This is a genomic window from Mucilaginibacter sp., from assembly GCF_041088075.1.
Taxonomy (GTDB): domain Bacteria; phylum Bacteroidota; class Bacteroidia; order Sphingobacteriales; family Sphingobacteriaceae; genus Mucilaginibacter_A.
Genome location: NZ_JBGCVY010000033.1, coordinates 122,256 through 135,316 on the forward strand (window position 1 = coordinate 122,256; position 13,061 = coordinate 135,316).

Annotated in this window: 11 protein-coding genes; 4 read left to right on the top strand and 7 right to left on the bottom strand. The window is 41.1% G+C overall.

Annotation, left to right across the window (positions count from 1 at the left end; genetic code table 11):
• The gene (locus V5804_RS07805) at positions 1-207 is read right to left on the bottom strand and encodes an RNA-binding S4 domain-containing protein (RefSeq protein WP_369590822.1); all 207 of its coding nucleotides are present in this window, start codon (positions 205-207) and stop codon (positions 1-3) included.
• A 68-nt stretch (positions 208-275) separates the two neighbouring features.
• On the opposite strand from V5804_RS07805, the gene V5804_RS07810 reads away from it, so the two are divergent.
• The 3 genes from V5804_RS07810 (at position 276) to V5804_RS07820 (ending at position 4,315) form a co-directional block, all read left to right on the top strand.
• On the top strand, positions 276-1,481 hold the full coding sequence (locus V5804_RS07810; protein ID WP_369590823.1) for a proline dehydrogenase family protein: 1,206 nt from the start codon (positions 276-278) through the stop codon (positions 1,479-1,481).
• A gap of 86 nt (positions 1,482-1,567) precedes the next feature.
• Positions 1,568-3,271 carry an ArnT family glycosyltransferase gene (locus tag V5804_RS07815; protein ID WP_369590824.1) on the top strand — a complete coding sequence of 568 codons (1,704 nt, stop codon included), beginning with the start codon at positions 1,568-1,570 and terminating at the stop codon, positions 3,269-3,271.
• A gap of 6 nt (positions 3,272-3,277) precedes the next feature.
• Positions 3,278-4,315: a hypothetical protein gene (locus V5804_RS07820; RefSeq protein ID WP_369590825.1), complete on the top strand. Its 1,038-nt coding sequence runs from the start codon at positions 3,278-3,280 to the stop codon at positions 4,313-4,315.
• A gap of 40 nt (positions 4,316-4,355) precedes the next feature.
• Here V5804_RS07820 and V5804_RS07825 read toward each other — a convergent pair whose 3' ends face one another.
• The 4 genes from V5804_RS07825 to V5804_RS07840 form a co-directional block, all read right to left on the bottom strand.
• Positions 4,356-5,783 carry a caspase family protein gene (locus V5804_RS07825; RefSeq protein ID WP_369590826.1) on the bottom strand — a complete coding sequence of 476 codons (1,428 nt, stop codon included), beginning with the start codon at positions 5,781-5,783 and terminating at the stop codon, positions 4,356-4,358.
• A gap of 212 nt (positions 5,784-5,995) precedes the next feature.
• Positions 5,996-6,739 carry a head GIN domain-containing protein gene (locus V5804_RS07830; RefSeq protein ID WP_369590827.1) on the bottom strand — a complete coding sequence of 248 codons (744 nt, stop codon included), beginning with the start codon at positions 6,737-6,739 and terminating at the stop codon, positions 5,996-5,998.
• A gap of 59 nt (positions 6,740-6,798) precedes the next feature.
• Positions 6,799-8,460: a M1 family metallopeptidase gene (locus V5804_RS07835; protein ID WP_369590828.1), complete on the bottom strand. Its 1,662-nt coding sequence runs from the start codon at positions 8,458-8,460 to the stop codon at positions 6,799-6,801.
• A 4-nt stretch (positions 8,461-8,464) separates the two neighbouring features.
• Positions 8,465-10,330 carry a CocE/NonD family hydrolase gene (locus V5804_RS07840; protein ID WP_369590829.1) on the bottom strand — a complete coding sequence of 622 codons (1,866 nt, stop codon included), beginning with the start codon at positions 10,328-10,330 and terminating at the stop codon, positions 8,465-8,467.
• Between the two features lie 364 nt (positions 10,331-10,694).
• On the opposite strand from V5804_RS07840, the gene V5804_RS07845 reads away from it, so the two are divergent.
• Complete coding sequence (locus V5804_RS07845; RefSeq protein ID WP_369590830.1) at positions 10,695-11,621, top strand: NADP-dependent oxidoreductase; 927 nt, start codon at positions 10,695-10,697, stop codon at positions 11,619-11,621.
• Between the two features lie 154 nt (positions 11,622-11,775).
• Here V5804_RS07845 and pth read toward each other — a convergent pair whose 3' ends face one another.
• Entirely contained in the window at positions 11,776-12,336 is a 561-nt protein-coding gene (gene pth / locus V5804_RS07850; protein WP_369590831.1) for an aminoacyl-tRNA hydrolase, read from the bottom strand.
• 88 nt (positions 12,337-12,424) lie between these two features.
• Positions 12,425-13,012, bottom strand: coding sequence for a 50S ribosomal protein L25/general stress protein Ctc (locus V5804_RS07855; RefSeq protein ID WP_369590832.1), 588 nt, complete (start codon positions 13,010-13,012; stop codon positions 12,425-12,427).
• Positions 13,013-13,061: the final 49 nt, after the last annotated feature.

Below are 13,061 nucleotides of genomic sequence, written 5' to 3' on the forward strand. Positions count from 1 at the left end.
TTATTTTACTACGATTTTTTTGCCGTCGAATTCCACATGGTCGCCAACTTTTATCTTTAAACGCTTCCGAAAATCAACCTCGCCATTATACTTCACCAAACCTTCGGAAACCACGATTTGTGCTTCGCCGCCGCTTTGCACTAAGTTGGTGGCTTTTAACAATTGGATCAGCGGGATAAATTCGCCCTGTAATTTAAATTCGATCATAAGCCTGCAAAAATATAAAATTGCTGCCAGCCAACGTTATTCTGTTGTTCAAACCTTAATTTTGTGTTATGGAAATTCCCGCGCCGCACCAAACAACGCTTAAAAGTACGCCTTTATCTTTCGAAAATACCGCAATTGCTTTTCGCCACGCGGATAATGCCGATTTGAAACGTGCGTACTGGCTGTTCAAAATCATCAATTTAAATTTTTTGGTAAAGATTGGCCCGCCGTTGACCAACTTCGCTTTTCGCATCGGTTTGCCCATTAAACCCATCGTAAAAGCAACCATCTTTAAACAGTTTTGCGGCGGGGAAACCATTGCCGAGTGTGAACCGGCAATCCGAAATTTGCAATCAGGAAACGTGGGGACAATTCTCGATTATTCGGTGGAAGGCGAAAATGAAGAAGCCGTTTTTGATGAAACGCGCGACCAGATTATCGCCACGATAAAAAGGGCAAAAGGCGATGCAGCAATCCCGTTAACGGTTTTTAAAGTTACCGGCGTGGGCAGTTTTGAATTGTTGGAAAAAGCGGATGCCGGTTTAACTTTTTCTGCGGAGGAAGAAATCGCCTGGCAACGTGTTTTTGACCGCGTGGATTTGATCTGCAAAACCGCTTTTGACCTGGATGTTCCGGTGATGATTGATGCCGAAGAAACCTGGATCCAACGTACGATTGATTTGCTGGCACTGAATATGATGCGGCAGTACAACCAAAAAAAGTTGATCGTTTACAACACGTACCAGCTTTACCGGCACGATAAATTGGTGTCGTTGCAGGCAGATTATGCCGATGCTTTAAAAGAAGGTTTTTTGCTGGGCGCGAAATTGGTGCGCGGCGCTTATATGGAAAAAGAAAACCGCCGGGCCGTAGAAAAAGGTTATCCAACACTAATTCAACCTAACAAAGCAGCTACCGACCGTGATTATGATTTGGCGGTACGTTTTTGTGTGAAAAATATTGACCGGATTGCTTTTGTTGCCGGCACGCACAACGAGCAAAGCTGTAAACTGCTGGCCGATTTGCTGAACGAACACCAGATTGGCCACAACCATCCGCATGTTTATTTTTCGCAACTGCTGGGCATGAGCGATAATTTAAGTTTTAACCTTTCTCACGCCGGTTACAACGTGGCCAAGTACGTGCCTTTTGGGCCGGTAAAAGCCGTATTGCCGTACTTGTTCCGCCGGGCGCAGGAAAACACGGCCATTGCCGGGCAAACCAGCCGCGAGTTGGGTTTGATCAGCAAAGAGAAAAAACGAAGAAGGATTTAGGCGATACTGTTTTTACCGGCAAAAAATCTGTGGCGTAAATAATTATCTTTGGCGATGCTCATTCCGCAGGTTAAATGAAGGATTTGATGACGGAGAGAAAAACTTCTTCGGATAAAACCGTCCTGTATTTTTTGCTGGTTTGGGGCCTGGCCAACCTCGTGCAAAGCTATTTTACCGAATTGCACCCGGACGAAGCTTACTACTGGCTTTACTCGCGTTTTTTGGATTGGGGCTATTTTGATCATCCGCCGATGGTTGCGCTGTTTATCCGCACCGGCGATTCCTTGTTTCATAACGAACTTAGTTTGCGTTTGCTTACTGTTTTTAGCAGCACTTTTTCGTGGTGGCTTTTGTGGCAGATTGTTAAAAAATATCAGGTAGAAGCCAGGTGGTTTGTGCTGGTTGTCAGCTCCGTTTCCATCTTTCACATCTTCGGTTTTACCACCACGCCGGATGCGCCGCTGTTCTTTTTCAGCACCTTGTTCTACTTCTTTTACCAGCAATATTTAGAAAAAGACAAACCGCTTTTTGCCATTCTGCTTAGTTTGTCGTTGGCCGGTGCCTTGTACAGTAAATACCACGCCGTTTTGTTGGTGGTTTTTACGCTGATGGCCAACCCAAAACTGTTCCGCCGGAAATCTTTCTGGCTGGTTGCCGCGCTTACGCTGATACTGTTTTTACCACATGTTTTTTGGCAAATCAGCCACGGTTTTCCTTCGGTGAAATACCATTTGTTTGAACGTTCGGCCACACATTACCGATTTGAGTTTACAGGTTTATTTTTGATCGGGCAATTGTTTATGGCCGGCCCATTGGTAAGCTGGTTTTGGTACAAGCAGATTGCACGTTTCCGTTCAACCGATATTTTTACCCGGACACTGCTGTTTAATTTTGTAGGAACCTTGCTTTTTTTTCTGGCCAATACTTTAAAAGTTGCCGTACAGCCGCATTGGACGCTGATCGGGTTTCTGCCCTTTGTGCTATTGGTTTCCATTTCCCTTCAAAACAAACCGAAACCAAAGTGGCTGCAACCGCTTTTGTATATTAACCTGTTGCTTTTACTGTTGATGCGTTTGGGCTTGATGGTGAAAAACCCAGTCAGCATGAAAATTGGCGTGGTAAAAAGCTATTTTGGAAACCCGGAATGGACGGAAACCATCCGAAAAAAAGCCGGGAACGCGCCGGTTATTTTCCCGGATAATTTTCAAAACCCGTCCTGGTACAGTTATTACAGCAACTCGCTTCGAGGTTTTGCTTACGATTCGCGTTTTTACCGCCGCACACAATTTGACATTTGGCCGCTGGAAGACAGTTTGCAGCAAAAACGGGTTTATTACGTAACCGACCAACCTTTACAACAAATTAAAAACGATACTTTAAACACGGCAAAAGGCGTTTTTTATGGTGCCTGGATTGACCAGTTGCGCACATATCAAAAAATTTTGGTCGAAGCAAACGTCAAGGAAATTCAAACTTTTCCAGGAAAAACGATTCATCTCAACTTAAAAATTACAAACCCTTACACCAAACCGGTTAATTTTAGCAACGCCAGCCAGCAGCACAAAGTGGTTTTACGCGCTTATTTGATGCAGGAAGATTCGGTTTTGAGCAACCAGTTGGCTCCATCAAACTTCAACCAAATCCAGCTAAAACCCGGCGAAAGTAAATTTTTACCTTTTGATTTAAAATTGCCTTTGCAAAAAGGAAATTACACACTTTTGTTTTCTGTTATCACGCCTCCGTTTGCCGGTCCGCGCAGCAGTCCGTTTATCCAAATCCACGTTCAATAATTTGCCATGAATACAACTTTACGTTCCTGTTTATTTTTTGCCCTGATGCTTCTTTTAGGCACTAAAAATTGTGCTGCCCAAAACCTCGACATCCATTTTAACGGGTTTGGTTTTATGGACAACCGCGAATACCGTGCTTTTGAAGACCGTTCGCACACGTATTCGGGCGCACGTGTAGCTTTGGATTTGGGCGTGAACCTGGATTCGGTGAACCATTTTCGTTTCGGGGTGAATGGCATCCACGAGTTTGGCGCCAATCCGTTTTTTTTGAAAGCCGACCCCGTCATCTACTATAATTTTACCGGTAAAAAAGGCTGGACGTTTGATATCGGTTCTTTTCCGCGCGAAGGTTTGATCACCGATTATCCGATTGCCCTGCTCAACGATACTTTACTTTATTACCGGCCGAACATCCAGGGTTTGCTCACCAGCTACCAAAGCCCCTGGGGAAAGGAAACGATTTGGATTGACTGGGTGAGCCGGCAAACGCAAACTGACCGCGAGCAGTTCATCTTTGGCGCTTCCGGAAAATACTTGCCCAATCCGACTGGCCCGTTCTTTTTGTCGCATTATTTTATGTTGCTGCACGATGCCGGTGCCGGAATTTTGCTGCCAAACGATTACATCCGCGACAACGGCGGCGGCCAGTTGCGCGTTGGTTTGGATTTCAGCCACAAAACCTTTTTAGATTCTTTAACCATTGAAGCCGGAGGGATGATTTCATTGGAAAGGGAGCGCGGCATTACCGGCCTCCAAACACCAAAAGGTTTTGTGGCCGAGCTGTTTTTAAACCATAAACGTTTTGGTTTGCGGGATAATTTTTACGCCGGGCAAGGCCACCACCTTACTTACGGCGACTACTTTTACAGCAAGAAAATGTACAACCGTTTGGATATAATTTATACGCCTTTTATCTACAATAATATCAGAGGAAGTTTTATTTTGAGTTTGCACCAGTCGCCCGGGAATTTGGGCGACAGCCAGCAGGCGTTTAGGTTAACTTATGATATTGGGCGGAAGAATTTGGTGCGGTTTAAGGATTAGAGAAAAGGTTAAAATATTCCTTTGCCAGTTATAAAATTAGTTATTGTTTTGGCATTTCTTGTTTATTAAATTTTTCATCTATCTCTTTTCTTGATTTAGTTTCTAACAAATTATATATTTTTTTGACACCGTCAATTATACCAGTTGTATCATTAATTAAGTGTTCTGAATAAAACCATTCTATTCTTTTGTTGATTGTGCGCTCGTCCCAATTTTTTGTTTCAAAGTTTGTAATAAAGTAGAAAAATCTGATTTGTCTTTTTGAAAGAAGGTATATTATTCTACAGGTATTTGAATCAATATTTGGAAAATTAGAATCTAAATCGAAAATAATAGTTTTATATGGAACTTCTATTTCTAGATCAAAACCAGCTCTTATAGATTCGTATTCTACATCATTTTGCGTAAATATGGATGAGGCTAAAATTCCAAATGGATTAGTATGTCTATCTTTTCTAACTCTAGAAAATATTGATTTAGCGAAAAAATCATGAGGATTTTCATCTAACCATTTTCCAATGGCATTTGCATCTATAATTTCATCATAGTTTTCAGAAAATATTATTTCCAAATTGTAAATATCTTTTAAATCCTCAGAACAAGTGAAAGAACTTACTTCTTTTTTAATTTCGTTGATTAATTCAATTGCTTGTTCTTTGGAATAATATTCCGCGGCTTGTTTTCGTATCTTTTCAATAATAGTAAGGCTTTCTGATTTCTGTATAATATCGTTTTTATTTGTAAAATCAAGACTAACAAGGTATTCTTTTAATCCCAAATTCAGCACACAAAATTTTTCAGTATAATCTGCTTGACTGACAAAAAAGGGTGTTTGGATGGGATTATTTTCAAATTCATCAGATATATAATCGATTATATCTTTATATCTAATTTCACTTGAATCATGTTCTTTAATTGATTTTATAAAACTTAAAGTAAAATCACTTATAATATCTGTTTGTAATGAGCTTTGGTCTTTTAACGAAGAATTTAAAAAGTAACAGTTATTAAATTTGTCTAGTGTTTTGTTAAAATATTTTACAACAATATCCGCTTCCTTTATATAAGCTTTTCCTGATTGACAAGCGTCAATTATTTTTACTACAAGATCTGGGTTTAAGGTTTTAATTAGACTATCGACTTCATCATTTTGTAATGATGTTTGTTTCCGTTTTGCATCATTAAAGTCAGAAAGAATGTAATAGAACTCGTTGTTTTGAAATTCTCCATGACCTGTGAAGTAAAAAATTAGTTCATTGATTTCATTCCCTTTATTTTCTGATATAAAATTAGTTGGTTTCTCTTTGACTTTTGCACTTGATAACTTTTCATTTATATATAGAATTGAGTCATATTTCCCTGTCTTGATAAGAATGTTATGTATAATTTCTGCATCCTTTTTACATCCAGGTAAATTATTTTGAATATCAGTATATTCGCTTACTCCTATTACTATTGCTACATTCATATAATGGTTATATTATAATCTAATTTATTAATATAATCTTAGCTTTTAAGTTAAATTGAAATCTAATTTCACACAAATTAAGATAGTTATTATCTGTAGCAATAACAATGTATGACTATTTCTCTAATGTTTAAAATTTAATCTTGTTGGAACAAAGAATTGATGACCCAATTACACCTCACCACTTTTATACCGATAAAAGAAGCATCCGTTTATGAACCCGAAACATCGCCGGACCCATGCACCACTTTAGAAACGCTTTTCGGGTGGCCGCTGTAACGCACGTCGCCGGAACCGGAAACCGAAGCATCCAGTTTTTCGCTGGCATAAATATGGGCGTCGCCAGAACCTGCAATTCTTATCACGGTTGTTTTTGTGATCAAATCTCCAGCTTCAAAATTACCGGAGCCGGAAATGGCTACGTTGGAATCATCTGCCCGGCCAGCAATTTTAAAATCACCGGAGCCGGAAATGGCCGCTTCCAAAGTTTTTACGTTTACTTTCCCCGAAAAATCCCCGGATCCGCTTAACCTTAACGCTAAAGTGTTGGTGTTAAACGCGTTTTCGATTTTTAAATCGCCAGAACCGCTCACGCCAATGCTGTTCAAATCCTTGGCAGTTACATAAATGGTAACCGTTTTGTTGTTCCAAAAGTTGCCCATGCCCCAGTTGTGGTTGTTTTTGGCATGGATCATCAGCGTTCCGTTTTTAACTTCGGTAACCACTTCGTTGATCACGTCCGCATCAGCTTTCACACGCACAGATTCGGTGTTTCCCTGGCTCAACACCACGTCAAAAGAACCGGAAGAAGCAAGGGCATGAAAGCCGGAAAGTTTGCGGTCTTGTGTTTCGATACTGCTATGTTTTACAGGGATTTTAACGGAACCTGCAAAAGTTAACGGGCCGGTTGCGGTAAGCAAAAAGGCAAGCGCAATAGGTTTTAGGATTGGTTTCATAGTTTTAGTTTTTAGGTAAGATGCAGATTGATGCCAAATGGTTACAGTAAAACTAAAATTTAATCTACCAGCACACCAATGTAATAATTAAAAGTATCAACCTCTATATTGTCTTTGGTTGCAGCGGACAAATTTATAGGGGTAAAAGAAGTACTTAAAGTAAAGTATTGGTATTCTCCGCCTTTTACTTTTATTTTTACCGGCATCGTAAACCCGTTTACATCTGCAATCCATCTTCCTAAAAGCTGGTTGTTTTGAAAGCGGAATTCTAAAGTTGGAATGTTTTTGTAGCGAAGGTATTGATCAAAAACCGGGGTTAAATTTAAGCCGGACTGCTGGTTGATATAGCCCACAATTTGTTCGGTTGTAACCGTTTGATGATAAAAGGTTTTGTTTAAACCACGCAAAATTCCGCGCCATTTTTCATCATTGTTGATGATCGTACGGATCATGTTCAGCAGGTTTGCACCTTTGTAATACATATCGCCCGAACCTTCTTTGTTCACATTATAAGGGGCAATAATGGGTTCGTCGTTTTGGATGGCGCGGCGTAACCCGTGCACATATTCCTGGCCGGCCTGCTTGCCAAACTGCTGCTCCACAAAAAGAGATTCGGAGTAATTGGTAAAACTTTCATGGATCCACATATCCGCTTCATCTTTCATCGTGATATTGTTGCCAAACCATTCGTGCCCGCTTTCGTGTATTATAATAAAATCCCATTTCAATCCCCAGCCGGTTCCCGAAAGATCGCGGCCCAAATAACCGTTTTGGTAATGGTTGCCGTAAGCGATGCCGCTCTGGTGTTCCATGCCCAAATACGGCGTTTCGATCAATTTATAACCATCTTCGTAAAAAGGGTAAGGGCCAAACCAATGTTCAAAAGCGGTAAGCATGGGTTTTACATTTTCTGTAAACTGCTTTTTGGCTTTGTCGAGGTTTTGTGGAAGAACCCAGTAATCTAACGTCAACTTGCCTTTTTCCCCCTGAAAAACATCATCAAAATGAATGTAATTGCCAATGTTCGCTTCCACATCATAATTATTGATCGGGTTTTTTACGATCCAGTCAAAGCGCGTATAATTATCTTTTAACTTGGTAACTTTTCTTAACCTTCCGTTAGAAACATCTTTTAAACCTTTTGGCACGCTGATGCTGATGAGCATGCTGTCCACTTCATCGCTTAAATGATCTTTGTTCGGCCACCAAACGCTGGCGCCCAAACCTTGGCAAGCAGTAGCTACCCAGGGTTTGCCTTCGGTATCTTTGGTAAAAACAAAACCGCCGTCCCAAGGCGCATTGTTGGCTACGCGAGGGTTGCCGGAATAGTAAACCGTGAATGCTTCTTTTATGCCCCTTTTTATGGTGTTGGGAAAGGTGATGAAAACCGCATTAAACTCACGGGTAAAGGGCAGGTTTTTTCCGTGGAAGCTAACTTTTTCTATTTTTAAATTTGCAAACAGATCAAACTGTAATTGCTTAAAATCCTGCGTTGCCGTAAACCTAAACTCATTGCTGCCGCTGATAAACTTCTGTTCAATATCCACTTTCACATCCAAATGATAATAGTTGATATCGTAGCAGGTACGCAGCGGCGTTAACATGCCGCGCAACGAATCGGCGCGGGTAAAAGTTTGTTTAGGTTGAAGCAGTTGTGCCGATGCAAAACCGAAGCAACAAAAAAATGCCGATAAAAGAAGTATCAGTTTTTTGCGGATCATCGGCTTATTTCAACACCTCCACATCAATAAAACTATCGTTAAAAACCGTTTCTGTAGCTTTCACATAATCGCTTGCGGCAGCTTTGTACGGGTTTTCGACAAACTTTTGCGGGTTGCGGGCAAACAGCGGGAAAGCCGTACTTTGAACTTGAATCATTAAACGGTGGCCTTTTTTAAACGTGTGCAGCACATCCTGCAAACGTACTGGAACCTCTGTTTTTTGGTTTACTACCAAAGCTTCCGGTTTTTCAAAACTGTTGCGGAAACGGGCCGGCATTATTTCCGACCGTACCATTTGCTCGTAATTGCTCATCAAAATATTTTTGTTGGGCTGGTTCGGGTTGTTCGGCTCATCCGGCGGATAAACGTCAATCAGTTTCACCACAAAATCGGCATCGGTTCCGGTCGAAGCAATTTTGAGGTGCGATAAAATTTCTCCGCCCAAGGTCATGTCATCCTGCAAAACATCGGTTTGGTAAACTAATACATCCGGACGGCGGCCTGCAAAACGCTGGTCTTCGCTCATGTAATTGTGCGGCGTAAAGCCCATTGTGGTGGTATTGTCTTCGGTATAAGGAACCGGTTTTGCCGGATCGCTTACGTACGACATTGAACCGGTTGAAGCAGGCGCAGTCATCGTAATTTTGCCATCGGCATTCAAATATAATCTCTGGTGTGTGGCATTTGCGGCCGGCCATTGCGGAAACTTTTCCCACTCTTTTTTGCCGGTATCAAACATATAAGCTTCCGGCAAACCGGAGTTTTTATCGCCGTTGCCTTTTAAAAAGTGGTTGAAAAATTTGGCTTCAATATTTTTTTGATAGAAAGTGGCAATGCTGTCGCCAAAATAAACATTGGAATGGAAAGTATGCCCGGTTTCGCGCGACCATCTGCCGTGCCCAAAAGGCCCCATCACAATTGTATTGTAAGCACTTGGATCGGTTTTGTGGATTTTTTTAAACATATCCAACGGCCCTGATAAATCTTCTGCATCAAACCAGCCGCCTACAAACATCACGGCAGGTTTTACTTTGTTAAAATGGCGCGGCAAACTTCTTTTCTGCCAAAACTCATCGTAATTTGGATGGTTGATGGTTTCCTGCCAAAAAAAATTGTCTTTGTAATATTTATCGGCATTTGCAAGCGGACCCATATCTAATAAAAACTGATAACCATCTTGTGTACCGGTTTTTATATTCTGAGCATTATACCAGGCTTTGCTTGTCGTATCTGTTTTTTGCACACCAAAAACAGGATATGTAAAAAAGTAAGATTCCAACAAAGCACCATTGTGGTGGAAATCATCAAAAAAGAAATCGGAAATGGGCGCCTGCGGAGAAGAAGCTTTTAAAGCCGGATGGTTGCTCAAAATACCTGCCGCCGTATAAAAACCGGGATAAGAAATTCCCCATTGTCCAACTTTTCCATTGTTATTGGCAACATTTTTTACCAGCCAATCTATCGTGTCGTACGTATCAGAACCTTCGTCCACATCTTTTTTGCTTTTTTTATGGTCAATCACCGGCGTCATGTTCGTCCAGGTGCCTTCGCTTTTGTAACGGCCGCGCACATCCTGATACACAACAATATAGCCTTCTTTCATCATCGTTTCTGAAGGGCCTAAAACCCGCGGAAATTTTCCGGCCCCGTAAGGCGCAACGCTGTAGCAGGTGCGCTGCATGATCATCGGGTATTTTTTTTGCGCGGAAGCATCTTTGGGCGTATAAATGGAAGTAAACAATTTGATGCCGTCGCGCATCGTGATGTATGCATCTTTTTTGGTGTAATTATCGCTGGCATAATTGCTTTGTGCCGAGGCGAAATCAATAAAAAGTACGGTAAGCAGCAGGAAAAGGTATATTTTTTTCATTAGCGAAGATTTGAACTGCTAATTTAAAAAAATATCGACAGCAGAAAAGTAATCTGCTTGTTACGTGCTTCTTTTATCAGGATTTATCGGGATTAAAAGATTTTTTAGGATTGATTACACTGATTTTTGTGTGGTAAAAAAAGTATGGCCTGACAAATTGTTGTTTGATTTTAATGCTTATTTCATCAGGATTAAAAGATTTTTAGAATTGATTACACTGATTTTAGGGTGGTAAAAGAAGTATTGGATCAAATCAAAATATACTTTTTAACGATGCTTCTTTTACCATATAAAATTTGTGTTAAATATTCTTTTAAGCAATCAATCAGAACTAATTTTTGTTGATAAAGGAAAATTTAGCATTATGAAAGCAATTCAAATTCATCAATTTGGCGGCCTAGGAGAATTAAAATATGAAGATGCCGAACTACCAAAGATCAACCCGGACGATGTACTGATCAAAGTATTTGCAACCAGTATCAACCCGGTTGACTGGAAAGTGCGGGAAGGCGAAATGAAGCAGATCAAATTCACATTTCCTTTGATATTAGGCTGGGATGTTTCAGGCGTGATTACCGAAACAGGAAGTGGCGTGAAAAATTTTGAAGTTGGCCAGGAAGTTTATAGCCGGCCGGACTTGACCAGAAACGGGACTTATGCAGAATACGTAGCCGTAAAAGCAGGTATTATCGCCGAAAAACCGCATTCAATTTCTCACCTCGAAGCCGCTTCGATCCCTTTGGCCGGGTTAACGGCCTGGCAAGGTATTTTTGACCATGGAAAATTAGAACCCGGACAGAAAATCCTGATCCATGGCGCATCAGGAGGCGTAGGCACGCTTGCGGTGCAGTTGGCAAAGTGGAAAGGTGCTTATGTAATCGGAACAGCTTCAGAAAACAACATTGATTTTTTAAAGGAGCTTGGCGCAGACGAGGTGATTGATTACAAACATCAGCAATTTGAAAAAGAACTGAAAGACATTGATGTAGTGTTTGATACCATTGGCGGCGAAACGCAGAAAAAATCAGTAGAAGTTTTAAAAACAGGCGGAATATTGGTGACTACCGTTGGTGTGCAAGACGAGGAAATTTTTAAAGCAAAAAACATACAAGCATGTCATTATATGGCGCAATCCTACCCGGAACAGCTAAAGCAAATGGCTGATTTGATTGATTCCGGAAAATTAAAACCTGTTATTGACCAGGTTTTTTCACTCGAGGAAATTGCCAAAGCACAAAAAGTAAGCGAAGAAGGACATACCCGCGGCAAAATTGCGATCAAAGTAATTTAGTTTGTCCTTAAAAATTGCAATGCTGTTTTTACCATACTTATTTTGGATTGGGCAAAAGGCAACCTGCCCAATCTGTTTTTTTAATTTGGGTCTATAAAAGCAAAATCACGTTTTTGGAAAAATCAATAGCAGGAAACTTGCCGCAATACTGTTTTTACCGGTTAAATTTGGTCATCGTCAACTCCGTTCCAACCGTAACAAAGCTTTTAACCATCTCAATGGAACGGTCAATCAAAGCGGGCAGTTCCGATTTTTCATCGTCATCAAACCCGCCTAAAACATAATCTATTTGCCGGCCTTTGGGGTAATTGTCGCCGATGCCAAAACGCAAACGCGCATAATTGTTGTTTCCCAAAGTAAGTTCGATATGTTTTAAACCGTTGTGGCCAGCCGCGCTTCCTTTTGGTTTTAAGCGTAAAGTTCCCAAAGGCAAAGCCAAATCATCCACAATTACCAACACATTTTCGATCGGGATTTTCAATTCTTTCATCCAGTGGTTCATAGCCTTCCCGCTCAAATTCATATACGTTGTTGGTTTGATAAGGTGGAGCGTGCGCGCTTTGTAATTTACTTCCGAATAATAAGCCAACTTCATATTATAAAACCTGGCCGATTCCTGTTTGGCCAGTTCGTCCAAAACCATAAAACCAATGTTGTGGCGCGTATCCGCATATTCTGGGCCGATGTTTCCTAAGCCAACAATTAAATATTTCATCCCTTCAAAGGTAATACTGTTTTTACCTGCATAAAAAAAGCCTTCAGTTTTTAGGCTGAAGACTTTTATGCGGTAAAAGAAGCATTGCTTATTTTTTGCCCGGAGTTGCGGTTTCCTGCTCGGCTTGGCGCAATGCACGCGAAGTAGTTACAGAAACGATGGTATCTTCGGGCGCGTTGGTGATGGTTAAGTTTGGCAATTTGATTTCGCTCACTTTAACCGATTTGCCAACTTCCAGTGTTTCGATGCTAACGTCAATGGTGTCCAAAAGGTCTTTCGGAAAACCTTTTACGCGCAGTTTACGCAGTTTTTGTACCAGTTTGCCACCTGTTTTTACACCCGGCGAAGTTCCGGTCAGGCGGATCGGAAGTTCCATGGTGATCGGTTTGCTTTCGTTCAGCAATAAAAAGTCAATGTGGATCAACTGATCGGTAACCGGATGAAATTGTGTGGCCTGGATGATCGCCTGGCTTTTGGTGCCGGCAACATCTAAATCTATGAAATGAACCTCTGGTGTGTAGATCACCGGTTTCAAATCAGCTGCAGACACAGCAAAGTGGGTTTGCGTGCCCCCACCATAAAGAACTGCCGGCACCAAGCCCTGGTAACGCAGCTCTTTCGCGTCTCTTTTCCCTACGTTCTCTCTGGGAGAACCGCTAATAGCAATTGATTTCATTGTTGTTTGTTTATGTATTTGTTAATTGTTTGTTCATTGTTGATGGTTA